The 25,594-nt window shown below is 42.4% G+C and carries 22 protein-coding genes; 14 read left to right on the top strand and 8 right to left on the bottom strand.

What is annotated here, in order from left to right; translation table 11 throughout:
* The first annotated feature begins 120 nt into the window (after positions 1-120).
* Both CK503_RS14635 and nfi read left to right on the top strand, forming a co-directional pair.
* Positions 121-651, top strand: coding sequence for a transposase (locus CK503_RS14635; protein WP_095607577.1), 531 nt, complete (start codon positions 121-123; stop codon positions 649-651).
* Between the two features lie 67 nt (positions 652-718).
* On the top strand, positions 719-1,414 hold the full coding sequence (nfi, locus tag CK503_RS14630; RefSeq protein WP_095607576.1) for a deoxyribonuclease V: 696 nt from the start codon (positions 719-721) through the stop codon (positions 1,412-1,414).
* Positions 1,415-1,855: 441 nt separating this feature from the next.
* Here the strand turns inward: nfi and CK503_RS14625 are convergent, their stop codons facing one another.
* Entirely contained in the window at positions 1,856-3,271 is a 1,416-nt protein-coding gene (locus CK503_RS14625; protein WP_095607575.1) for a phytoene desaturase family protein, read from the bottom strand.
* 256 nt (positions 3,272-3,527) lie between these two features.
* Here CK503_RS14625 and mgtE point away from each other — a divergent pair, with 256 nt between their 5' ends.
* The 3 genes from mgtE to CK503_RS14610 are packed head-to-tail and all read left to right on the top strand — an operon-like array spanning position 3,528 to position 6,251.
* Positions 3,528-4,910, top strand: coding sequence for a magnesium transporter (gene mgtE / locus CK503_RS14620; RefSeq protein WP_095607574.1), 1,383 nt, complete (start codon positions 3,528-3,530; stop codon positions 4,908-4,910).
* Positions 4,911-4,929: 19 nt separating this feature from the next.
* A complete protein-coding gene (locus CK503_RS14615) occupies positions 4,930-5,778 on the top strand; it encodes a thymidylate synthase (RefSeq protein ID WP_095607573.1) in 849 nt (282 codons plus the stop codon).
* Positions 5,775-6,251 (top strand): dihydrofolate reductase, encoded by a 477-nt coding sequence (locus CK503_RS14610; protein ID WP_095607572.1) that lies wholly within the window; start codon positions 5,775-5,777, stop codon positions 6,249-6,251. The genes CK503_RS14615 and CK503_RS14610 overlap by 4 nt, the downstream gene beginning before the upstream one ends.
* Before the next feature lie 75 nt (positions 6,252-6,326).
* Here CK503_RS14610 and CK503_RS14605 read toward each other — a convergent pair whose 3' ends face one another.
* Complete coding sequence (locus tag CK503_RS14605) at positions 6,327-7,583, bottom strand: HD domain-containing protein (protein WP_095607571.1); 1,257 nt, start codon at positions 7,581-7,583, stop codon at positions 6,327-6,329.
* Positions 7,584-7,634: 51 nt separating this feature from the next.
* Positions 7,635-8,081 (bottom strand): acyl-CoA thioesterase, encoded by a 447-nt coding sequence (locus tag CK503_RS14600; RefSeq protein ID WP_095607570.1) that lies wholly within the window; start codon positions 8,079-8,081, stop codon positions 7,635-7,637.
* A gap of 268 nt (positions 8,082-8,349) precedes the next feature.
* Here CK503_RS14600 and CK503_RS14595 point away from each other — a divergent pair, with 268 nt between their 5' ends.
* The gene (locus CK503_RS14595) at positions 8,350-9,429 is read left to right on the top strand and encodes a M42 family metallopeptidase (RefSeq protein ID WP_095607569.1); all 1,080 of its coding nucleotides are present in this window, start codon (positions 8,350-8,352) and stop codon (positions 9,427-9,429) included.
* A 73-nt stretch (positions 9,430-9,502) separates the two neighbouring features.
* Positions 9,503-11,479 carry a M1 family metallopeptidase gene (locus tag CK503_RS14590; RefSeq protein WP_095607568.1) on the top strand — a complete coding sequence of 659 codons (1,977 nt, stop codon included), beginning with the start codon at positions 9,503-9,505 and terminating at the stop codon, positions 11,477-11,479.
* A 152-nt stretch (positions 11,480-11,631) separates the two neighbouring features.
* Here CK503_RS14590 and CK503_RS14585 read toward each other — a convergent pair whose 3' ends face one another.
* From CK503_RS14585 to CK503_RS14570, 4 genes are all read right to left on the bottom strand, one after another.
* Entirely contained in the window at positions 11,632-12,564 is a 933-nt protein-coding gene (locus tag CK503_RS14585; protein WP_095607567.1) for an L-threonylcarbamoyladenylate synthase, read from the bottom strand.
* Complete coding sequence (mfd, locus tag CK503_RS14580; protein WP_095607566.1) at positions 12,557-15,910, bottom strand: transcription-repair coupling factor; 3,354 nt, start codon at positions 15,908-15,910, stop codon at positions 12,557-12,559. The genes CK503_RS14585 and mfd overlap by 8 nt, the downstream gene beginning before the upstream one ends.
* 129 nt (positions 15,911-16,039) lie before the next feature.
* Positions 16,040-17,032, bottom strand: coding sequence for a vWA domain-containing protein (locus CK503_RS14575; RefSeq protein WP_095607565.1), 993 nt, complete (start codon positions 17,030-17,032; stop codon positions 16,040-16,042).
* The gene (locus CK503_RS14570) at positions 17,029-18,051 is read right to left on the bottom strand and encodes a hypothetical protein (protein ID WP_095607564.1); all 1,023 of its coding nucleotides are present in this window, start codon (positions 18,049-18,051) and stop codon (positions 17,029-17,031) included. Before CK503_RS14570 ends, CK503_RS14575 begins: the two co-directional genes overlap by 4 nt.
* Positions 18,052-18,247: 196 nt before the next feature.
* Here CK503_RS14570 and CK503_RS16355 point away from each other — a divergent pair, with 196 nt between their 5' ends.
* A complete protein-coding gene (locus CK503_RS16355) occupies positions 18,248-19,537 on the top strand; it encodes a peptidoglycan DD-metalloendopeptidase family protein (RefSeq protein WP_095607563.1) in 1,290 nt (429 codons plus the stop codon).
* A 2-nt stretch (positions 19,538-19,539) separates the two neighbouring features.
* Here the strand turns inward: CK503_RS16355 and CK503_RS14560 are convergent, their stop codons facing one another.
* On the bottom strand, positions 19,540-20,415 hold the full coding sequence (locus CK503_RS14560; protein ID WP_095607562.1) for a DUF58 domain-containing protein: 876 nt from the start codon (positions 20,413-20,415) through the stop codon (positions 19,540-19,542).
* 190 nt (positions 20,416-20,605) lie between these two features.
* On the opposite strand from CK503_RS14560, the gene CK503_RS14555 reads away from it, so the two are divergent.
* From CK503_RS14555 to CK503_RS14530, 6 genes are all read left to right on the top strand, one after another.
* Positions 20,606-20,878 (top strand): hypothetical protein, encoded by a 273-nt coding sequence (locus CK503_RS14555; RefSeq protein ID WP_095607561.1) that lies wholly within the window; start codon positions 20,606-20,608, stop codon positions 20,876-20,878.
* Between the two features lie 109 nt (positions 20,879-20,987).
* Positions 20,988-22,100 carry an alanine dehydrogenase gene (ald, locus tag CK503_RS14550; RefSeq protein ID WP_095607560.1) on the top strand — a complete coding sequence of 371 codons (1,113 nt, stop codon included), beginning with the start codon at positions 20,988-20,990 and terminating at the stop codon, positions 22,098-22,100.
* A gap of 273 nt (positions 22,101-22,373) precedes the next feature.
* A complete protein-coding gene (locus CK503_RS14545; protein ID WP_095607559.1) occupies positions 22,374-23,174 on the top strand; it encodes a ParA family protein in 801 nt (266 codons plus the stop codon).
* A gap of 13 nt (positions 23,175-23,187) precedes the next feature.
* Complete coding sequence (locus tag CK503_RS14540; protein WP_095607558.1) at positions 23,188-24,126, top strand: ParB/RepB/Spo0J family partition protein; 939 nt, start codon at positions 23,188-23,190, stop codon at positions 24,124-24,126.
* 46 nt (positions 24,127-24,172) lie between these two features.
* Positions 24,173-24,760, top strand: a complete 588-nt coding sequence (locus tag CK503_RS14535) for a DUF5683 domain-containing protein (protein ID WP_141239948.1) — start codon at positions 24,173-24,175, stop codon at positions 24,758-24,760.
* Between the two features lie 7 nt (positions 24,761-24,767).
* Entirely contained in the window at positions 24,768-25,472 is a 705-nt protein-coding gene (locus CK503_RS14530; RefSeq protein ID WP_095607556.1) for an LOG family protein, read from the top strand.
* The last annotated feature ends 122 nt before the right edge of the window (positions 25,473-25,594 follow it).

Genomic DNA, 25,594 nt, shown 5'->3' with positions numbered 1-25,594 from the left:
TTGGTTCTTACTCAGATGGAGTCCACCTGAGAGGTGGGCTCTATCTAATAGTTAAATTTTTTGTAAGAAGTTATCTGCTTATCGGTCTTACTTTTAAAGGAAAATTTAATATAAGAGTACGTGCAGTTACAGTTTAATAAAGTATATCATCTATATAACAGATCTAATAACCGTGAGCTTCTTTTCAAAAAGAAAGAAAACTATAGGTATTTCTTGCGCAAGTTTAAAGTTCGGTTTGTAGATTATTTGTCTGTTTACGCTTATTGTCTAATGCCTACCCATTTTCACTTTTTAATCAGAGTTGAGACAAAAGAAATAGATGAGCTTAGAAAACAGATCGGTACTCATCTAAGTTCTTATACAAAAGCCATCAACAAAGCTTTTGATCGCAATGGGAGCTTATTTCAACAGCATACGAAAGCACAATTGGTTGATGATCAAAATTATTTACTCACTTTGATCTCATATATCCATCAAAATCCAGTTCGAGCAAGATTAGTTAATAACCTTAAAGAATGGCGATATTCCAGCTATTTAGATTTGGCGGGTTATAGAAAAGGAAGTTTAGTAGATCATTCTATAATTGATAGGTACTTTTCATCTAAAGAAGAATACCGTGAATTTTCTAAAAGAAGAGTCAGCTTTAAATAGACGGAGTCCACCTCGAAGGTGAACTCCGTCTGGATAGGTATGCTCCATTAAATGGAAGTTTATTTCTATGAATCGATTAGAACACTATAAAACCATTAATCCCTCCGCTGCGAAGGAGCTGCAACAGGAACTTCGTCAGCAAATAAAATTGGAACCGCTGCCGGAACCTCCTAAATATATAGCGGGAGCAGATATATCTTTTAGTCGCGGTTCGGATCTTATGCATGCGGCTATTATAGTGTTGGAATTACCTGATTTAACTCCGGTAGCACGATCGCTGGCATCAGATGAAACGAGCTTTCCGTATATACCGGGATTACTGGCTTTTCGGGAGATGCCGGTGCTCCTGAAGGCGTGGAATCAGCTTAAGTTAAAATCGGATGTCCTTATTCTCGACGGACACGGAGTTGCGCATCCACGCCGAATGGGAATAGCCACGCATTTTGGTATAGAAGTGGATCATCCTACCATTGGTTGTGCCAAAAATATATTAACCGGTACGCACGGTGATTTGGGAATCGATAAGGGAGATAAAGCTTATCTAATAGATGATGACGAAAAAATTGGAATTGCACTACGGAGCCGAACAAATGTGAATCCTATTTATGTATCTCCGGGATATCGTTGCTCGTTTAAAGATACATACAATATTGTGATGGGGGCGTTGACAAAATATAAGTTGCCGAAAACATCGCGACTGGCACATCAGTGGGCGAATAAGTTGCGAAGGGGAGAGGCTCAGGAGGGGTATGTAGAGTTTTAGCAGGCTATTTTATTTGATCTAATATTTTGAAGTGAATCATAAATTTTAAAATAAGAATTAGGTGTACCTTTTTTGTCTTGATACAAAGGGTACGAAAAGGATAAGGCCGAGAATTCTGAAATCATTTCGGTCAGTGGGTGAGATAATTCTGATGATCCTTTTCTTACTTAGCCAATATTTTAGTTAATGACCGGTACAGAATTCTCCTGATTACCCTTTACCTCAATTCAGAATTCTTATGCCAGATTGTGGATACTGAATTTAAATAAGTTTAATCTGTGTCTGAAGATTAGAGTCGTCTATCAGCATTAGAATTTAGATGAGAGAGACATAATTGAATCGAAGTCATAAAGTAAACCCAAAGGGTTTTACCTCAGAATGATAGATGTCAAAATTTATGTTTAAGAAAACAGTGCAAAGAAACCCTGCGGGTTTTAAGTATCAGAATGAATTTTTTAAGACTGATTCCGCTGCATGATATCCGCACATACCGTGAACGCCACCACCGGGTGGAGTGGAGGATGAAGCAATATACATGTCGGTTTTGGGGATATGATATGGATCAAAGAATCCCGCCGGACGCGTAAAAAGCTGTGTAATATCAGCACGTCCGCCGTTAATATCTCCGCCTATATAGTTGGGATTGTAAGCCTGCATATCTTGAGCGTGCATTTTGTGGCTGTCAATAATGCAATCCCGAAATCCGGGGGCAAAGCGCTCAATCTGTCGAAGTATTGGCTCAGTCATATCTTCCGTTGATCCGTTTGGTACGTGGCAATACGCCCAGCCGGTATGTCGACTGTCCGGTGCACGACCGGGATCGCCCAAACTTTGCTGTGCAACTAATACATACGGTTTTTCGGGGTGTTGGCCGTTTGCCGATTGTTTTTCGGATGCTGCAATTTCTTCAAATGTACCCCCTACATGTACCGTGCCTGCTTTTTGGCAAAGTTCATCATTCCACGGGATGGGATCACTTAAAGCAAAATCAATTTTAAAAACGCCTTGACCATATTTATAGTTGCGTAACTTTTTGGCATACGACTGCGGAAGCTTGTTGTCTGCGATATCTAATATTTGCCGAGGTGTGTTATTAAAAAGAATGCTCTGTGATTTGGGCAGTTCCTCAACAGAAGATATTTCAACGCCTGTCTCTATTTTGCCACCCAGCGATTCAAAATGCTTTGCCATTGCTTTGGTAATAGCATGCGAACCACCTTTGGGATAGGGCCATCCGACAGTGTGAGCGGCTGTTCCCAGCACTAACCCAATGGCAGCGGTAGCGGTGGCATCAAAGGGCATGATTCCATGGGCCGCTAACCCGGCAAAAACGGCGCGTGCTTTTTCGGTTTTGTATCGTTTTGCAAAACCGTTGGCTGATCGGAGTGCTTTAAGTCCAAACCGAGCCATCAATATCGGGTTATGAGGAATGAGGGAAAACGGAGCCAGAATATCAGTAAGAAGATCATCCCAGGAATTAATATAGGGAGTTATCCACTTCCGATAGGTTGGACCATCGCTGCCAAGATGATCTATCGTTTTATCGAGCGATCGAAACAGCGCTCCGGCGGGTTGATTATCCAGCGGATGTGCTACAGGCACTTCCGGTTGTATCCACTCAAGTCCGTAATCTTCGAGGGGCAACGTTTTTAAAAATGGGGAGGCTTTGGCCAGAGGATGAATGGCAGAGCAAATATCGTGGTGAAAGTCGGGTTGGGTTAACTCCAGCGTTCGGGTTCCGCCGCCAATCGTATCTCCTTTCTCAAATATTTTGACGGATAGGCCCTCTTGCGCCAGACGGATACCGGCAGCTAAGCCGTTGGGACCGGAACCGATAATAATTGCGTCGTGTTTCATGTATGGTGGATACTATTGATCAATAAATACAGAAATTAAAATTCAACTTATTATGATAAACTGAATTTTTGTTTATAGAAAAACTAATAAATATGAAAGCAAGATATATAAAACCAATTTTGTGATATTCTTTAAGCAATTCTTACATTCTGAACGGAATCATTGAGAGCGTAAATTTCCAACTGGATTAATGTATTAGGATGTCATTTGATTGTCATTTTGGCTGCTAAAGTAAAAGTTTATATTTATTTTATTTATGATAGTTCATCTGTTAAAACCGGAATTTGAAGAGCTCATCAAGGAAAAGGATTGGGTAGCTCTAAAGGACATTTTGAATGATGTTCCTGCCGTTGATGTGGCAGAATTACTGGAAGAGCTTGATGCTGAGATTGCTATCGTTATTTTTCGACTGCTTAAAAAACAGAAGGCAGCTGATGTATTTACGTATTTGAGCTCGGGGAAAGGGATGGAGCTTCTGAATATGTTTACGGCTCAGCAGCTTAGTGAGGTGATGTCGAACCTGGAGCCCGATGAACGTGTATCACTGGTGGAAGAGTTGCCCGGTCATCTTACACAGCGGGTAATGAATTCGCTGAATGTCGAAGATCGCAAGCAGTCGCAAAAGCTGCTCGGTTATCCCGAAGAAAGTGTAGGCCGTTTGATGACGCCCCGCTATGTGAAGGTCAAAAAAGACTGGACGGTCCAGCGGGCCATGGAGCATATCAGGAAATACGGGCACAGCGTAGAAACAGTGAATGTTATTTATGTAGTAGATGCTGATGAACATCTGATTGATGATCTGCGCCTGAACCAGCTTATTTTAGCTGATCCCGAGGCACCGATATCATCATTGATGGATGAAAGTTTTGAGGCGTTAAGTGCTTTCGATGATCAGGAGGATGGGGTAAAGATGCTCAGTAAGTACGATCGCGTAGCCATGCCGGTAGTTGACTCCGACGGCATTCTGGTAGGCATTGTTACGGTAGATGATATTATTGATGTGGCCGAGGAAGAAACCACTGAGGATATGCAGTTGATGGCCGGTATGAGTGCCCTGGATGATTATTATTCGGAGACGACAATTTTTCAAATGGTAAAAAAGCGTGTGGGCTGGCTGATTATGCTTTTTATGGGACAAATGCTCACGGTAACGGCTATGGCAAGTTATGAAGATGCACTGGCTGCCGCGGCTATGCTGTCCTTTTTTATTCCGATGATTATTTCGAGCGGCGGTAACTCGGGTTCTCAGGCAGCAACGCTTATAATCCGCGCGATCTCTACCGACGATATTAAGCTCAACGACTGGTGGATGGTGCTCAAACGAGAACTGTTATCGGGCTTTTTCCTGGGTAGTTTTCTGGGGATTATGGGTTCAATTGTGATTGCCACATGGATGGTTTTACGAGGGGAAATATTTTCAGTTGAGCTTGTTTTGCAGGCCTTGACAGTAGGGACCAGCCTGGTTGGGGTTGTGATATTTGGGAATTTAAGTGGATCAATGTTACCGTTTGTGATGACAAAATTTGGTTTAGATCCGGCTGTAACTTCGGCTCCTTTCGTTGCCACGCTGGTTGATGTAACGGGAATCATTATCTACTTTTCTGTTGCATTATTATTGCTACAGGGAGTGGTTTTATAACTTTTAAAAAATAGGGCATATGAAAGCATATTTAGATCTTGTTCGCAGTGTTTTAGAAAATGGGGTTAGGAAAGAGAATCGTACAGGTATCGATACTATTTCCAATTTTTCAGAATTCTATAAGGTTGATTTATCTGAGGGATTTCCACTCCTGACCACCAAGAAAGTTTATTTCAGATCAGTTATTTTGGAGCTACTCTGGTATCTGCGCGGAGAAGATCACATCCGCTGGCTGCGTGATGAAAACGATTGCCATATCTGGGATGACTGGGCCGATGAAGATGGTCATGTCGGACCCATTTACCCGGTATTGTGGCGTCGATTCCCTTATCATGAGGAAGAGGAAATCCATTTTGAAGGTGACGCATCGCATATCTGTAAAACGGTACTGATCAAGAAAGAGTTTGATCAGGTGCAGCGGGCAATTAAGATGCTGAAAGAAAATCCCAACAGTCGAAGAATTGTCGTTAGTGCTTGGCATCCCGGGCTACTTGATCAGATGGCGCTCCCCCCATGTCACCTAATGTACATTTTTAATGTTTCTGATGGCAAGCTTAACTGTCATCTGACACAACGATCCGGTGATATAGCGCTGGGTATTCCATTTAATTTGGCTTGTTATTCAGCTCTCACAATGGCTATTGCTACTGAGGTTGGATTGGATTACGGAACTTTTGCCCATACCATTGTTGATGCTCATATCTACGAAAATCATATTGATGGATTGAAAGAACAGCTGACTCGTGAGCCTCGTCCGTTGCCTACCCTTGAAATTGCTGATAAACCGGTAGACGATCTTGAGTTTGACGATTTTGAACTCAAAGATTACCATCCTCACGATTCTATTAAATTTGAGGTAGCGGTATGACCTTGGCTGCTATTGTAGCGCATGATTCCAATCTTGTAATAGGTAAAGACGGCGATTTGCCTTGGCACTATTCCGAGGACCTCAAATATTTTAAGCGGACGACTATGGGACATCCACTCATTATGGGGCGAGTTGTATTTGAGGAGCTTGGAGGAAAACCGCTGCCCGGACGAGAAAATATTGTCCTAAGTCGATCCAGAAATTATGATCATGTGCCTACTTTTTCCTCATTTGAGGATGCGCTGGAGTATGTTCAAGATGAAGAGCTCGTTTTTTTGATCGGAGGTGGAGAAATTTATCGACAGTTTTTAGATCGTTGCGATAAACTTTTTGTTACGGAAATTCATCAGGAACATGAAGGAGATACCTATTTTCCTGAGTATCGGGATGAAATAGGGACGACCTGGAAAGAGATTAAAAGAGATGACCACGATGAGCTTTCGTTTGTGGTCTATGAGAGAATAACCACTTAGACACCAAGATCGCTTGGATTTTTTTGGTTTCTTGAGGTATTTCTTTCGTGTCCTTAGTGACTTAGGGGTGGAAATTTATAGCTCAATATCTTTTAAGTGCACTACATACGGTTTTACCACCGGCTCGGTGAGGGCAATGATATTTTTGGTGTCAGCGGCCTTGGAAAACTCCACCGCGTTGTCTTTTTCTTCTAAAATCCAAATACCCTCTTTTTCATACTGATAAGCTTCACTGTAGCTTTCATCAAAGGAATAAAAATAGCCTGCTGATTCTTCATCATAAGGCAGTCCACGTTTTTTGAGGACTTTTTGTGTTTTGGTAAGAACTTTTTTCTTAATCTTCTTTGAAGGTTTTTTATCTAAAAAAGTAGTGCGAAATAGTTTTCGGGACTGAAACCGCTTGCAGAGGTTGGCTAAGATAGGGTCAGAAGAATATTGCCAATACTTGATACTTTGAAAAACATCATTGTCATCCAGTTGAAGGTACTTTTGCATCACTTCGCTCTTGATATCTTTTTTGGCACTGGGCTTATTCTCTAAAAAATATTGAAGTGCAGGTGAAGCGTGGTACAGTTTTTTTTCATCATTGATTAGTTTACGAACACGGTCAAAGATTTGTCGTACCAATTTATCGGCACTAAGCACTGTTTTATGCAGATACACCTGCATATACATCAGTCGGCGCGCGAGAATATAGTTTTCGATGGCATAAATGCCCTTTTTTTCGATCACAATATTGCCTTTGAGTACACGCATAGTTTTGAGGATGCGTTCAATACCTACCGATCCCTCATAAACATTGGTAAAAGCACTGTCACGTTTTAGGTAATCGAGCCTGTCAATATCCAGCTGCGAAGAGATAAGCTGGTTTAAGAACGGTTTTTTGGGATACTGATCCGTGAATATTTTTATAGCGAGATCAAGCTTTCCATTGGTTTCTCTGTTTAGATGACGCATCACCGCCAGCGTCATCTTTTCGTGATGGAAATCTTCAATAAGATCGAACTCCAACGTGTGGGAAAGGGGACCGTGTCCCACATCATGGAGAAGCACGGCAATAAGTGTAGCCTCATATTCGGCCGGACTGATGGTCGTATCTTTTTCACGCAAATTGTTAAGCGTGCGTTGGGCTAATTCCATGGCCCCCAGGGCATGCGAAAAACGAGAATGTTCTGCCGCAGGAAAAACCAAATAGCCCAATCCCATCTGCTTAATACGTCGCAATCGTTGGATATAGGGATGATCAACAAGATCCAGAATTAATCCTTTTGGGACGGTGATAAATCCGTGAATAGGATCGTTGAATATTTTATACTGTGTGCTTTTATCCATGGATCTGTTATTTAAAATCTATGAGGGGCCGAAAAGTAAACAGTTGAATGATTATTCAAAAAGAGAATTCGAAAGCATATACTTTTCAGTATCAGGGATATCGGGGATTTTTGTAGGACGCTGTTTAGAAAGGTCAAACCAAACGCCGTGTGCCTCTGCCACTGAAACCAGCTTTTTTTCATCACCGGTATAAATAGCCTGGAAACTGGTTATGCTGGAATTGCCCAGCGATTTTATTCCTGTGCCAATCAAAATATTGTTTGGATACTCAACAGGGCGTATAAATTCAATTTCGATGTTAGCCAAAACAAAGCTATAACCATTTTTCAATTCACTGGCTAACTTATTGACCTCTTGGATAAATTCAATTCGGGCTTCTTCGTAGTAGGTGCTAAAAATAGCATTATTGACGTGGTTGAGTGGATCTAAATCTCGAAAACGAATAGGAAGGGTAGACCAGTGGGGAAAAAGTGATTTATTGTATTCCGGTCGAATCATAATTGGTAATTTATATAATTAAATTGGCAGCAAAAAGATAGGCTAAAAATAATCATCTTAACGTTTAATATCCTCCTGTGATCTAAAAATGAGTTTAGCGGTAGAGCTGTGAATTCTTATATTCGAGATTGTGCGAATGAGTTTATTCACTTCAAAATAAAACCTAATGTGTTATCCTGAATTTATTTCAGGATCTGTTAATTTTGAAATTATTTTTAGATTCTGGAACGAGTTCAGAATGACATGAGAATTAAATTTTTAGAGAAAGATGTTTAACTCAACAGAAAAAGAATTTTTAGAAGAATTACTGGTAACACCAAGTCCCACGGGTTTTGAATCAGCGGGACAGCAAGTATGGACTGAATACGTAGATGATTTTGCAGACAGCGTTGAAGCGGATGCCTACGGATCGGCGTATGCCAAGCTGAATACCAGCTATGATGTGGCTACAGTAATGCTGGAAGCTCATTGCGATGAGATTGGCATGATTGTGCAGCATATCACCGACGACGGTTATATTTTTATCAATAAGCTGGGTGGCAGTGATTCAACTATTGCACGGGCAAAGCGTGTAAATATTCATGCTCGTAATGGTATTGTTTCTGGGGTTACCGGTAATACGGCTATCCATCTCCAGGACAAAAAGAACGGAGGAGGAGAGCAACCTAAATGGAAAGATATTTATGTAGATATTGGGGTATCCAGCAGGGAAGAAGCGCTAAAATTAGTCCAAGTCGGTGATCCTATTACTTATGCCGATGACTACGACTATTTATCCGATGAAATTCTTTCGGGACGAGCGCTGGATAACCGTATCGGTGGATTTATGATTGCTCAGGTTCTTAAAAAATTGAACGAGCGCCGCAGTGATTTAAAGGTGAATGTTGTTGCATTAAACTCGGTACAGGAAGAAGTAGGCGGTTATGGCGCTCGCATGATGAGTTATCGTATTGATCCCGATGCTGCTTTGGTAACCGATGTAACGCACGCGACCGATACCCCGGGCATTGATCACAAAGAGCACGGCTTGGTAAAACTGGGCAAAGGTCCTTCTATACAACACGGTGGGGCCAATCATCCGCAAATTGTAGAGTTTATCGAAGATGTTGCCGAAAAAAATGAAATTGAGCTGCAGCACGAGGCAACCAGCGTACGAACCGGTACTGATACCGACAGTATTTTCTATCAAAAAACAGGTATTCCAAGTGCTCTTATTTCTTTGCCGCTCCGTTATATGCATTCCCCGGTAGAGACAGCCTCTTTTCGGGATATAGAATCACTCATTGAATTGATGACTGAGTCTGTTCTTAGTATGGCGCCAGACCAGGTATTCCATGTATTAAATTAAATCTAAAATATCATCAGGAAATTGTTGTAGTCTGGATAGAACTCTTTTAACGAAACAATGGACCAATAAAATTATGAAAGCAAAGTTATTATTTGTTCTGTTTTTGTCTTTGATGATGGCAACATCATTACACGCACAGGAACAGACACCGAATACCGTTCAGGAAGCCTTTCTTCCCTATGAAACGGGTAAAAGCACTCCGTATCGAAGTGCCAGCGGAGAGCCGGGTGAAGCTTATTGGCAAAACTCAGCCGATTATACTATTGATGCCCAGCTCTATCCCCAGGAGCATAAAATAGAAACCTCTATTACCATTGATTATATGAATAATAGCCCACAGGATTTAGAGTTTGTGTGGCTGCAACTTGATCAGGATCTATTTGAGGAGGATTCATGGGGTGCTAAGTTAACGCCTATAGGTGGTGGCCGTTTTGGTAATCCCGGATTTGAGGGAGGTATCGAAATTAACAAGATCACAATTACACACAATGGGGAGACTTATGAGCCCGAAACCCATACTGTTGATACTAATTTAAAGTTAAATATCAGAGAGGCTCTTAAAGCCGAGGGCGGTAAGTTGCAAATTAGCATAGATTATAGTTTTAAAGTTCCTGAGGAAGGTTCTGATCGACTGGGACGTTTAGATACAAAAAATGGAGTGATCTACGAGGTAGCCCAGTGGTATCCTCGGATGGCGGTTTATGATGATGTTAAGGGATGGAATGTGATGCCCTATTTGGGAGCTGGTGAATTTTATATGGAATACGGAACGTTCAACTATTCCATTACAGCTCCGGCTGAATATGTGGTTGTGGCTTCCGGAGAGCTTCAGAATCCCGGGGATGTACTTACTAAAAAGCAGCAAAGACGGATGGAAGAAGCCCGAAATAGTGATGAACGTGTGTATATTATTCGGAGAAATGAGGTGGGCAAAAAGGAATCTCGTCCTCAAGGCAGTGATCGACTCACTTGGAATTACAAGATGGAGAACACTCGTGATGTGGCGTGGGCGGCCTCTAAAGCTTTTGTATGGGACGCCGCGCGCATTAATTTGCCGGATGGAGATATGTCGTTGGCGATGTCGGTATACCCCAAAGAAGTAGCAGGGGACACTGCATGGGGACGCTCAACCGAATATGTGAAGGGATCAATAGAATTTTATTCTGATTACTTAATGCCGTATCCGTATGCCAGTGCCATTAATGTAGCTGGTACGGTAGGAGGGATGGAGTATCCCGGGATTGTCTTCTGCAGCTGGCAAGCGAAAGGAGCTGGTCTGTGGGGCGTTACTGATCATGAGTTTGGTCATGAGTGGTTTCCCATGATTGTGGGTTCCAACGAGCGCGAACATGCCTGGATGGATGAAGGCTTTAATACTTTTATCAATAGTTTGAGTACCGCCCATTTCAATAATGGTGAGTATCATAATCCTCGAAATGCTCGTTTCCTTAATAATTGGTTTACGAGTAATAAACACGAGCCCATTATGACGGCTCCTGATCAAATACAAGATGGGAATTTTGGTCGCGTATCATACTATAAACCGGCACTTGGTTTACAAATTTTACGCGAATCGATTATAGGAAAAGAACTTTTTGATGAGGCCATAAATGCGTATGTCGATCGCTGGGCTTATAAACATCCCACCCCGGATGATTTTTTTAATACGATGGAAGATGTAACCGGAAGAGAACTGGATTGGTTCTGGCGGGGATGGTTTGAAAAGACCTGGATCATGGACCAGGCTGTGGATAAGGTAGCTTATACCAAAGAAGATCCATCAAAAGGAGCATTTATCCGTATCAAAAATAATGATAAACTGGTAATGCCGGTTAAGATGGAAATCACACAGAAAAATGGTGAGACTGAAATGGTTGAGCTCCCCGTTCATACCTGGCATCGTGGCAATGAATGGATTATACAGCACAATTCAACTTCTCCGATTAAGAAAGTTGTTATAGATCCTAACAAGGAATTTCCGGATGTAAAGCCCAAAAATAATATCTGGAAACCGGACTCAGCTGAGAGTAAATCAAAGAAAAAGAATTAGTAATTTAATTAGTTAATAAATAGAAAAGGGCTGCTCAAGAAAAGTAGGCCTTTTCGAATATTGCTGATTACCTGATGTCATTGGAGGGGGGGATCTTTATCCCAAAAGTATCTTAATCCGCAATAATCTATTCTGAACCAAAGGAATAAAAATCAGCCAATTGCTTTGGAAATGCGGTTCTGGAGAGCTTGCACAATCGGATTTTGAAGCTGCTCATTTGCGAATGGCTCAATAAAAACAAATTCTAATTGCTGATGATCGGTCTGCCGAAAACGATCGAATAATTCATGGGCCATTTTTTTAAAATCGCCTTCGTAATGAATAACACGCCTGTCTTTTCGGGGTGCAGGGCGGCTGTGTAGTAGGTACAGGGCTTCTTCTACAAAAGTAGTATCACCGCTGCTGATCCACTGTACTTTTGCTTGAGGGGAATAGTGCGAATACTTGGTACCGGGGCTTTTGGCTGTATCATTTTTTGACGAGCCACTATCCTGAACAACTTCTCTGCCAATAATTTCAGTAATCTCATGGGCACTTACGGCACCGGGACGATAAATGGTATAAGGCTCACAAGAGATATCCAGCACCGTAGATTCGAGTCCAATCTCAGTTTTGCCCGCATCCACAACAGGGAAATCCTCTCCAAAATCTTCTTTGACATGTTCTGCTTTGGTAGGACTCGGTTTGCCCGAAGAGTTAGCGCTGGGAGCTACTAACGGTCCGGCTCGTCTGATAAGCTGTTGCGAAAGCGGATGTTTGGGCCAGCGCAGGGCCACGGTATCCAGCCCCGCAGTGATGATGTCGAGTACTTCCGGTTTTTTCTTAAAGATAAGCGTGAGGGGGCCCGGCCAGAACGAATCCATCAGATTTTGGGCATCATCCGAAATTTCAGAAGCAAAATATTTAACCTGCCTCTGGTTAGAAATATGTACGATGAGCGGGTTGTCAGAAGGTCGCCCTTTAATTTCAAAGACCTTTTTTATGGCATCAGGATTTTTAGCATTAGCACCGAGCCCGTATACCGTTTCAGTGGGGAAAGCAACTACTTCTCCTGATTTTAGAAGATCTACATATCGATCAAGCAAGGCTGACCTCCCTTTTTTTATCGGTTGAAGGAGCCAATTCTTTTAAAAATTCTGCAGCTGCTTCCAAATCCGGAATGTCTTGAATGGCAAAGCGCACGCGGTCTTCTTTTTGGATGACCTCGTATCGACCTTCGGCCTCTTTTTGCATTTTCTTAAGCACGTGTTGGAAACGGTCGCCGTAAAATTCTTCGCCCAGGTCAGAATCATGTTTCGGACACTCCATCCACATACGATTTGAGCGAATTCGGACTTTCGTCATAAATAACCGTGAAGCATAAAGTTTGACAACCGAAGCAGTAATAAGGTTTTGAGTAGCATCGGGAATAGGACCAAAGCGGTCTTTCACTTCCTCTTTCCATTCTTTGATAGTTTCCAGATCTTCGGCTCCCGCCAGTTTTCGATAGAGATTCAGCCGTTCTACATTATCTGATACATAATCACTTTCGAGCAGGGCGGGGAGGTCGAACTCAACCTGTGTTTCCGGCAGTTCAATCTCGGTTTCGACATCGCTGAAGACATCACTGAATTCTTCTTCCTTGAGTTCTTTAACGGCATCATTTAGTATTTTTTGATACAGATCAAAGCCAAGATCGTTGATAAACCCGCTTTGTTCGGCGCCCAGAATATCGCCGGCTCCACGGATGTCAAGGTCGCGCATGGCGATGTTAAATCCGGATCCCAGATCGGAAAATTCTTCTAATGCGAGTAATCGTTTGCGGGCATCATCAGTGAGCGATTTAATGTCTTTTGTGATCAGGTAACAAAATGCCTTTCGGTGTGATCGGCCCACGCGTCCCCGCAGCTGATGGAGCTCAGCCAATCCAAACATATCCGCACGGTTAATGATCATGGTATTGGCGTTGGAGATATCAATGCCGTTTTCAACGATATTTGTAGAAACCAACACATCAAACTTGTGTTCATAAAAATCCTCAATAATGTTTTCCAACTGCTTTGAACTCATCTGTCCGTGGGCAAACCGAACGCGTATATTGGGCATAATGTCGCGCACCATATTAGCAACAGACTCAATCGTTTTTACCCGGTTGTGGATAAAGAAGACTTGTCCGCCTCGCGAAACTTCTTGTGAGATGGCATCTTGTATAAGCTCTTTGTCAAAGCTGTGAATTTCTGTTTCCACAGGTTGACGATTAGGTGGCGGAGTATTGATAATGCTCAAATCTCGCGCTCCCATCAGCGAAAATTGCAGCGTCCGCGGTATGGGCGTAGCGGTGAGGGTTAACACATCAACGGTAGCGCGGTATTCTTTAAGCTTTTCTTTTGTCTTAACACCGAAACGCTGCTCTTCATCCACAACCAACAGTCCCAGATCGTCGAATTCCACATCTTTGGACGTAAGCCGGTGTGTACCGATGACAATATCTGCTTTTCCTTCTTCGAGCTTTTTAAGCGTTTCTTTTTGCTCTTTACGAGTTCGGAAACGAGATAGAACTTCGACCGTAACGGGAAAATCTTTCATTCGCTCCGCAAATGTTTTGTAGTGCTGGTCGGCCAAAATAGTCGTTGGTACAAGTACAGCCACCTGTTTGTGATCCATCACTGCTTTAAATGCAGCACGGACCGCTACTTCTGTTTTCCCGAACCCAACATCGCCGCAAACCAACCGATCCATGGGGGTATTGGATTCCATATCCGATTTGACGGCCTCAATGGCATCCCGTTGGTCGGGCGTTTCCTCAAATTCAAACCGGGCTTCCATCTCGGTCTGCCACGAGGTGTCGGGAGAGAAATAAAAAGCATTTTTGGATTTTCGTTTGGCATACAGCTTGATAAGATCGCGCGCTATATCCTTAACTTTTTCCTTGGTCTGAGCTTTCTTGCGCGCCCATCTTCCGGATCCCAACTTGTTAATACGGGGTTGTGTACCTTCTTTGCCGGAATACTTCTGGATTTTATGCAGGCTGGTAACATTGACGTACAGTAATGAATTTTCTTGGTATCGAAGCACCACGGATTCCTGTTCAACACCGCGCACTTCAATTTTTTTAAATCCGGCAAATTTGCCAATTCCGTAATCAACGTGCACAACATAATCTCCGATGTTGAGGTCGCGTAGCTCTTTGATGGAGATATTGCTGGTACTACGCTTTTGGCGGACCTTAGGTCGATGATACCGGTTAAAAATCTGATGGTCAGTATATACTGCTAAGCCCTGTTTGTTGAGCGTAAAACCCTCGTGGATGGACTCTACCGACAGGTGGTAGCGCAGATCTTTGGACGGTTCACCGAGCAGTTCCTCAAAACGGTCGCGCTGGCCTCCATTATCACAGAGAATATAGGTATCAAAGCTTTTTTTACTTAGCTGCTCTATGTTTTCGCGCAGCAGTTTAATACTCCCATTAAAATCAGGTTGGGGACTGGCATCTAAGCGATACGACCATTCTGGCTCACTATTTTGTGAAAATCCGCCCAGGTGGATGCGTGCATGGTTTAGATAGGATTCTTGAAGGTGCTCCAGATCCACATAGAGTTCTTCGGGGGGTAAAAGGTCTTCCGTAGATTCGAGCTCGTTAAATGTATTTGAGGCTTGTTGGAATCGATCTTCGATATCCGATTCAATAAGTGATCGATTCAGTAATACAAATACGGTCTCTTCGTCAAAATAGGAAAGCACCCCCTGCTTTTGTCCCTTATTTAAGCTGGATGCATCAGGTACAAAACGTGCGACATCCAAAAATGACACGGACCGTTGCGAGTCGGGATCGAACTCACGGATGGAGTCTACTTCATCCCCAAAGAATTCCAGCCGAATGGGATATTCCCCCGAATAGGGATAGACATCTAAGATACCGCCGCGGTGAGCAAATTCTCCCGGTTGATTGACAAATTTTACAGGTTCGTACTCTTGGTCAACCAGTTCCTCTTTCAGCCCATCGATTTCGACCGAATCCCCGTTTTTAATCGTCAGGGATGCATCCGTAAAAACTTCCGGTGCAACAATCTTTTCGAAAATAGCTGCTGCAGATGTAACCAAAACCGATTTGGGGTCGGTGTTTATTTTCTCAAGTACCTCCGAGCGCTGGACAACAACTGAGCTGTCGGTAATTTGCTGATCGTCGTAAGGCTTGTGACCTGTTTCAGGAAAATAGTTTGCTTGGTCAACATCAAGTGCTTCAAGATCGCCCTGCATGAACTGGGCCGATTCCGGATCTCCGTGAATAGCAACAACCTTATCGTACTTTTGAGCCAGCTTGGCAACCAGAAAAGAGGGACTGGAACCCACAAAATGGCTGAGCTGTATAGTGTTGCGTTCTTTGATATGGGAATGAAGATCACTCCACGGGATTTGGGCTGAAAATGTTTTTAATACCGACTGTAGCGCCATGAAATCATTAATTGGGAGAGAATTCTACTGCTCAGAAATTAGATAACAAAATAACCATAAATTAGGTTCTATGGGAATGATAACGCATACTTGTTATATGCTGTTATCATAAAATAGATGTATTGGTTATTACTCGGTGGCTTTGCGGAAGATAAATTGTTCGGAGATAATGCTAAGAACCAGAAGAAAGATACCCGGAATCAGAAATCGCGGATATAAGTCCTCTACATCTGTGTAAATAACTTCTTCAATCTCTGTTTTTTCGAGTTCATCAATCTGGTTATAAATATCTTCCAGTTTTTCGGTATCGGTAGCTCTGAAATACGAGCCATTGGTCATATTGGCAATTTGGGCAAGCATCTCCTCGTCAATATTGACCTCTACATTTTGATAGCGATCACCGAAAATAGGATCTTGTACCGGATAGGGGGCCGTCCCGCGTGTACCGGCACCAATAGTATAAACTTTGATATCGTAAGAAACCGCGAGGTCAGCCGCTGTAACAGGATCTATTTCGCCTGCGTTATTTTGGCCATCGGTAAGCAGGATAATAACCTTGCTTTCGGCATTGCTCTCTTTGAGGCGATTCACGGCTGTGGCGATTCCCATACCAATGGCTGTTCCGTCTTCTACAACGCCCATCTGAACATCCTCGAGTAATCGTTTTAGCAGGTCGTAATCGAGTGTAGGGGGGACCATCGTGAAGCTTTTACGAGCAAAGAGTACCAGCCCAATGCGATCCGAAATACGTTTGTTAATGAAGTCTTCGGCTACGCCTTTGGCTGCCTCCAGTCGATTTGGTTTGAGGTCTTCGGCTTTCATTGAGGTTGAAATATCAAGCGTTAGCACGATATCAATTCCTTCAGCATTGCGTTCTACGGTGGTGTTTTTGTACTGGGGGCGCGCAAGAGCAATTACTATAAGGACAAAGGCTAATATCTGTAGTAAAGGAGCTACCCAGATGCCGTACGACCGCCAGTTGCCGCTGAGGTTCTTAAGTCCCGAAGTATTGGAAAACAGCAGGCTGGGATTTTTTTTGTTGCGCTGTTTCCAGATCTGATAACTAATAATAGGTATCAGCAGCAGTAACAGCCATAATAAATGAGGATTTGCCCAACTCATGCGTTCACCTTTTCACTATTTTTATGTTCTTCATAAAATTCCTCCCGCTGAGACTCCATTTTCGCTTGATGTTTACGCCGTAGATGATCGATGCGAGGTCCGTCAATTTGCTGAGCACGATCCAGAAAGTTATAGGCTTTTTTGAGAGCTCGGTCAGCCTGTTTTTGAGTAGGATTAAATTTGGCAAATTTTACCATATCCGCTTCTTGTAGGACAGCCCGTGTATCATCAATAAGATCCTGGTCGATAGAACCATTTCGGAGCATATTCAAAAGTTCTCCACTGGTAGATTCTAAAGCGGGAAGATTATAAAGCGATTCATAATATTGCCGGATCGCATCTCCGAGATCACTGTAAAAGTCTTTGTAATCTTCCTGGGTAGATAATTCGGCGTTTTCGAGTTGTTGGATGGATTTTCGAAACTCTTTTAAAGGATTTTGAAATGGCGTTGGTGTAAATGTCGGTCGTTCTTTTTCTTGCTCCTGCTGCACTTGCCATTGCAGATAGTATTGGTAGGCATAATAGGCAGCGATGGCCAAGATCAGGAATCCCAAAATATATGGCCACCAGGCTCTTGCAAATTCGAAAATAGGTTTGAGCGGACGAAGAGATTCGTCGTTACCGGCCAGGATGCTACTAAATCCAACGGGAACGGGGTTCGTATATAGCGTTGTTGTATCTTGCTTCTGAACTAATTGGACGGGTAATTTTGGAATGAGCGTATCTACGGTGCCAAAAAACTGGAGCTCGTAATAAACGCTATCTTTATATTGGGAAAGCTTAAACTGTTTTCGTGATCGAATCTCAAAAGTGCCATCAAAGTCAGAACTATCGGGAAAAGTTATCTCATCGTATTCTCGATTTTTATCAAGCGTTATAGCAAAATCGAAGGTATCTCCGACTTGCAGAGAATCGACAGTGGAAAATTCTTTTATATTTTGGGTCTGCCCGCTAAGGGGAATAAAAATAAGGAGGAGGCAGACGATGAAAAATTCGGTTACAATTTTTTTTATTGCCACTGGGATAATACGGTGTTTGAAATTTATTCTATATCGGAATGATAACAATCAAATCCGAATTAACAGGCACCAAAAATAGAAAAATTAGCGCCATTCGGAAAAATTGGATACTTAAACGTTGTTCACAATATTAACTGTGCATAAATGTTGTAAAAATGGTAACTTAGAACGGATTATTTTTAACAAAATTGGAGCGATGCGAACGAGTTTTTTTGCTGGGGTACTGCTAACCTTTCTTATGTGGGGATGTATTTCTGAACCTGAGGATAACACGGCTGAACAGCAGGTGGAACCTGTTTCAGCAACTGTTGATACTGTTAATTCTGCTCCCACAGTTGACGAGTTTGGTATTCCTGTTGACAGTGTTGAGATACAAAAACATATCGTTAAACGTAACGAAAGCTTATATCTTATACTTGATAAGTTCGATTTTAGTCCCCAGGAAATTCATTCGATAACGCAAGAGGCAAGTAATGTTATCGATTTTAATCAGATTAAGCCGGGACAAAAATACCGCGCGTATGTATCTGCTGACAGTGCGAAAGATGTATCACAAATTCTTTTACAGAGTAATCCATTGGAATATGTAGTGTTAGACTGGCAGCAGGATTCGTTGCAAATTTATAAAGCGGCGCGTCCGCTTTCCAGTAAAACGGTGGCAGCTTCTGGTAAGATAGAGAATTCATTATACCAAACCATAAGTTCGCAGGGCGCCAGTCAACTCTTGGCGAACAGGATGGCAAATATTTTTGCTTGGCAGATTAACTTTTTTGGATTGCGCCCGGGAGATTCGTTCGAAGTACTTTATGATAAGCAGTTTATCGGTGATGATTATTACGGTATCGGCGATGTAAAAGCTGCTGAGTTTACCCATCGCGGCGAAACGTATCAGGCGTACAAGTTTAGCCATGGAGAGGTCGAAGGCTATTTTAATGAAGAGGGAGAGAGTGTACAGAAAGCACTTCTGCAGGCACCGTTTAAGTTTAGTCAGCGCGTAAGTTCAAATTTTTCGCGTAGTCGTTACCATCCTATATTAAAGAGACGGGTACCACATACTGGTGTCGATTATGCAGCTCGGCCGGGAACACCGGTATTGGCGGTGGGCGATGGAACCGTTACCCAGGCTGGATATAAAGGAGCAAGTGGAAATATGGTAAGGATTAGACATAATTCGACCTATCGGACGGCATATTTGCACCTGCGTGGATTTGCAAGCGGTATCAAGCGTGGAGTAACAGTGGAGCAGGGACAGGTGATTGGTTATGTAGGAAGTACAGGTCGTTCTACTGGGCCGCACCTGCATTATTCGCTTTATAAAAATGATCGCCCGGTAAATTCTCGTACCGTTGATTTACCTTCATCAGAGGCGGTACCGGATAGCCTGATGGATGTTTTTGCTGAGGTAAGAGATAGCCTCAATCGACAGTTGAAAACTAAAATTGATACGACGCAAGGGGGAGGGCCTGTTATAACGCAGGTAAAGTGAACTCAATAGCGGTGCATGCGTCTTCGGAAAAATGTCATGAGTGGTCGGATGTAAGAGGCGTTGGTTTCCAGCTCAATCATATCAATTTTCATTCGTAAAAATTGATCACGAAGCTGGTGTTTATCTTTCTCTCTTTTCTTTTGATACTCTTTGCGCACTTTTTCGCTTGAAGTATCTACGAGCACTTCTTCACCGGTTTCAGCATCCCGAAGAGGTATCAATCCGAGGTCAGGAAGCTCATCTTCAAACTTATCATTAATAAAAATATTTACGAGATCGTGTTTACGGTTAGTGATTTTTAGTTGTCGGTCGTATTGATCGTCCTGAAAGTCACTGGCCAAGACGATGATAGCTCGTCGGTTTAGCAGGCGATTTACGTACGATAACGCCTCACTGATGTCGGTGCCTGTGCCCTTGGGTTCTGTTGTCAAGAGTTCGCGTATAAGCCGCAATACGTGTAGTCTTCCTTTTTTGGGTGGAATCACCTTTTCGATTTCATCTGTAAAGAGTATGAGCCCGACTTTGTCCCCATTTTTAATGGCGCTGAAGGCCAATACTGCGCATATCTCTATCGAGAGCTCCATTTTGCTTTGTCCCTGGCTGCCGAAGATACCGCTGGGAGAAATGTCAACGCAGAGCATCAGGGTCTGCTCGCGTTCCTCCTCAAACTGCTTAATAAATGGGTCGCCCGTACGTGCTGTGACATTCCAGTCGATCTGCCGAATGTCATCCCCATAGGTATACTCACGAACCTCTGAGAACTCCATCCCGCGCCCTTTGAATGCAGATTGATATTCACCGCCAAAGAGATTATTCACTTTTCCTTTGGTGCGTATTTCAATCTTGCGAACTTTCTGGAGAATTTCTTTTGATATCATAATAGAAATATTGGTCTTGCAATAAGTGCAAGGATAGGGGAATTATTATTTATTTAAAAGTCGATATCCAAGGTGTCAAAAGTGGCGATTATATATGATAACAATTTGGTAACAGTTCCATAACGGTTTGTTTAGATATAATTATTGTATTGAAACATCTAAAACAGCGGATTACCGAATGGATTAGCACATGATTATTGGCAATGAATTCAGTAAAAGGTACCAGTGGGTTTTAAAAGTAATTGGTGCTCTTTCGCAGGATGATACTTCGAAACCGATTCCCGTCAAAAAAATTAATGCTACACTTAAATGGGATCGTACCGAAATAAAACATGTATTGGAGTATCTACAAGAGCTTGAATTAATCAATATAGAGACGATTGGCGGCCCGCTTTTATATGGACATATTACGATAACAGAATCTGGGGCAGAAAAGTACAAAAACTTAATTGATCAAGAGTAATATAGATTATAAAAAATTGGGATAGTTGTAGTTAAATTTTTCCCAAAAATTGCCTACCTTTGGCACGGATTTATTCCCGCAGCATACTATTAATAAAAATTCTGTATTCATGATTATAGGTGTACCCAAAGAAATTAAAACACATGAAAACCGTGTGGCATTACTACCCGGCGGTGTAATAAAAATGAAACGTAACGGTCACGATGTATTGATCGAAAAAGGAGCCGGAGAGGGCAGCGGTTTTTCTGATGAGCAATACAGAGAAGCCGGAGCTGAAATTATTAATGATGTAGATAAGCTCTGGGATAAGGCTGAAATGATCATGAAGGTGAAGGAGCCCATAGAGGTTGAGTATGACCGGATGAAAGAAGGTCAAATTATTTTTACCTACTTCCACTTTGCTGCCAGCCGCCAGCTAACTGAAGCGGTTAAAGAATCTGGAGCTGTAGCAATTGCTTACGAGACAGTAGAAAAAGAAGACGGTTCTTTGCCGTTGCTTATTCCCATGAGTGAGGTTGCAGGACGTATGGCATCCCAAGAGGGGGCTAAATACTTGGAAAAGCCCGAAGGAGGGCTTGGCATTTTGTTGGGAGGTATTCCCGGCGTAAAGCCCGCTAATGTGCTGGTTATTGGCGGTGGTATCGTAGGGGTTAATGCTGCTAAGATCGCTGCCGGAATGGGTGCAAACACGACGATTATGGATATCAGCATGCCACGGCTTCGTCATTTGGATGATATCATGTCGCGCAACGTTAATACGGTGTTCTCTTCAGAAGCCAATATTCGAAAAATGCTTCCCGATGTCGACATGGTGATTGGTGCCGTATTGATACCAGGAGCAAAGGCCCCAAGTTTGATTACTCGTGATATGTTGGCTGATATGCAAAAAGGGTCAGTATTAGTTGATGTAGCTATTGACCAGGGCGGATGTTTTGAAACGTCGAAACCCACAACTCATGACAATCCTATCTATGAAGTTGATGGCATTGTTCATTACTGTGTTGCTAATATGCCCGGAGCCGTACCCCGTACGTCAACACTTGGATTGACAAATGTTACGTTGCCTTATGCAGTGGATATTGCCAACAAGGGCTGGGAAAAAGCGCTAAAGGATGATGAAGAGCTGCTGAAAGGTCTTAATATTGTGGGCGGGGATGTCGTTTACAAAGAGGTGGCAGAAGCATTTAATATGGATTATACGCCGATTGAAAGTGTATTATAAAGCTCCTTGATTTTAGATGAGAAGCCGAATATCTGTAAAAAGATGTTCGGCTTTTTTTGTTAATTAGGGCTACTTTCAGGAAATCCGTGAAACAATATGTGGAACATATAAAATATTTCTTTAGCTCAGGAGTTGTAATGTATTGGCATGCAAGTGACTAAGTATGTTGATATCTTGGTGAACAACTTGTTAATAAGTATTTTTGTTTACCATAAGTCATCCCATTATATTTTTAAATCACTACATCAATAATAGTTGTTATAGATTGTTTATATGGGTAAGATAATTTCCATAGCAAATCAAAAAGGCGGCGTTGGCAAAACAACGACGGCAATTAACCTCGCTGCCAGCCTTGCTGCTATCGAGCATACTACGCTAATCATTGATATTGATCCTCAGAGTAACACAACCAGCGGGCTGGGGGTTGAAGCGAAAACGGTCTCACATTCCGTTTATGAAGTGATGGTAGGAGGGGTAGATGCCTCTGATGCGATCAGAGAGACGGAATTACCTTTCTTGGAGCTAATACCTTCGCATATTAATCTGGTTGGGGCCGAAATAGAGATGATTGATCGGGATCAGCGGGAGCGTATCCTGGAAAAAGCTATTTCGGGGCTCAAGGAGCAATATGATTTTATCATTATTGACTGCCCGCCTTCGCTCGGATTGCTTACTATTAATGCATTAACGGCATCCGATTCGGTTCTTATTCCCGTGCAGTGCGAATATTTTGCTTTGGAAGGGCTGGGACAGCTTTTGAATACAATTAAGATTGTGCGTCAGCATTTAAATACGGAACTGGAAATTGAGGGTGTACTTCTAACAATGTATGACACCCGTACACGGCTTTCGGACCAGGTGGCTGACGAGGTTCGGAAGTACTTTGATGATCGTGTGTTTGAATCGATTATTAAACGAAATGTACGTCTTGCCGAGGCTCCCAGCTTTGGTAAGCCGGCCGTGCTTTATGACTCTACCAGTACAGGAGCTAAGAACTATTTGGCATTGGCACGCGAAATTATACATCGCAATGAAGAGCTATTTAAAGATAGTCAGGTATTTGCGAGTAGTTAAAAGGTGATGAATTATGGCATCAAAGAAAGTTTTAGGTCGCGGTTTAGGAGCTTTTTTCCCCGAGTACGATGAGGAAGGAGAACAGGCTAAAGGGAAAAAATCAGGTGAAGAAAATGAAGGGGATGGATCGCCGTATGTAGAGCCTCAGAAGCGAGTGAACATTGTACTGCATGTACCGGTTGATAATATTCGTCCCAACCCGCATCAGCCTCGAAAGGAGTTTAATGAGGACCGTCTGGAAGAACTTGCGGATTCCATTGATGCTCACGGATTAATCCAGCCTATTACGGTACGTTATATTGGTGAAAAACGTTTTGAGCTTATCAGCGGTGAACGTCGTCTGCGGGCGGCAAAGCTGGCCGGACTGCAAGAAATACCGTCATATATCCGTGAAGTAAATGATGACGATATTATTTCGTATGCGCTTATTGAGAATATTCAGCGCGAGGATTTAAATCCCATTGAAGTGGCTATGGGTTATCAGCGGCTGGTGGAAGAGGCCGGATACACGCAGGCCGAAGTAGCTGAGCGGGTTGGTAAAAATCGCTCTACGGTAACGAATATGCTTCGCTTGTTAAATTTACCCGCATTTATTCAGGCTGGCCTGCGCGATCAAAAGATATCCATGGGACATGCTCGAGCGCTTCTGTCTATCGATGATGAAGACGATCAGGAGGAGGCTTACAATAAGATTATTGATAAGGGATATTCCGTGCGAAAAACGGAAAAGGTAATCCGAAAAATGAACGAGGACCAAGAAAAAGAATCCAAGTCAACGGATACCTCAGATAAGGAACGTGCTTTTTTAAAAGAAATATCGAATCGACTACGCAGTACGCTAAGTACGAAGGTCAATATTAAATCCAAAAAGAATGGTGGCGAAATACGTATCGAATATTATTCGGATGAGGAACTGGATCGCCTGCTCGAGCTTTTCGATTCTATTTCTTAGTACATCAATTTTACTGTGTGTCCCAACGTCAGGTCAGTCTCAGAAATTGAATACTTCACTTTCCTTCCAATCTGGAAATTTTCATTCAAGTACTGATGTTAGATATAAAAGCCTGAAATTTAAAAACGATACGACAAACCGGAATGTAAATACCGATCTGCCCGATCCAACAAGTGTGCTCTACAAGTCAATGATTATTCCGGGTTGGGGGCAAATTGTTAATAAGCAGGCTTGGAAAGTACCAATTGTATATGCTACTTTGGGGGGATTGGGATATTTCAGTGTTCATTTGACGAAGAAATATCACGACTATCGTGCGGCGTATTATAATTTAAATCCTGATACACCATCGGATGACTTACGATTTGGACCGACCCCTTCGTATATTCCTGAAAATGCCAATTTGAATGAGGTAAAAGATTTGCGGAATAAGTATAGAAATAACCGCGATCTTGTTTACGTGGGGATAGTTTTGGCGTATGGGCTTAATATCGTAGATGCCTATGTGTTTGCTCACATGCGTTCTTTTGATGTATCAAAAGATTTGAGCATGCGTCCGCGGGTAAAACCCGCAGTCATGGCTCAGTCTAACATGCCCGGAATTACGTTATCAATCGATTTAATAGCTAAGTAAAAGTGTTATGAGCAGTAAAGAACAAATTAATAAGCTAACAGTACCCGATAATTTTGGTGACAGTCACGAAAGTGATGTCTGGAGTATTTTCAAAATTATGGGTGAATTTGTGGAAGGCTATGACAAGCTTTTTAAAATTGGCCCATGTGTATCCATTTTTGGGTCTGCTCGAATGGATGAAGGAGATGCTTATTACGATATGGCTCAGCAAACAGCAAAGAAAGTTACTGAAAGAGGATTTGGGATCATTACAGGTGGTGGCCCGGGAGTTATGGAAGCTGCTAATAAGGGGGCCAAGGAAGGGGGAGGTAAATCAGTAGGGCTCGGTATTACGTTACCTCACGAACAGGGACTGAACGCCTATGTGGATAACGATTATATTATCAATTTTCATTACTTCTTTGCTCGTAAAGTAATGTTTGTGAAATATGCACAGGGGTTTATCGTATTCCCCGGAGGATTTGGTACACTCGATGAGTTTTTTGAGGCCATGACATTGATACAAACCAAAAAAGTAAATCCATTTCCTATCGTTTTAATCGGAACTGACTATTGGAGTGGCTTGGTTGACTGGATTACGGATACCATGCTTGCTAATGGTACAATATCAGAAGAAGATATTGATCTTTTCCACTTGACGGATGATAAAGAAGAGGCCGTAGAAATCATTTGTGATTTCTATCAGAAACATACATTAAGCCCAAATTTCTAAAAGAGTTTAATTTTATAAAAAAAATACTTATACATTGAAACAAAATCTGATATCGGGGATTAGAAGTATGTTAGAAAGGCCGATATAAAATCATTTCACAATAATAACAATAAAATGCGCAC

The sequence above is a fragment of the Fodinibius salipaludis genome, assembly GCF_002287075.1.
Taxonomy (GTDB): Bacteria; Bacteroidota; Rhodothermia; order Balneolales; family Balneolaceae; genus Fodinibius; species Fodinibius salipaludis.
This window is presented reverse-complemented; position numbering and strand designations above follow the sequence as displayed.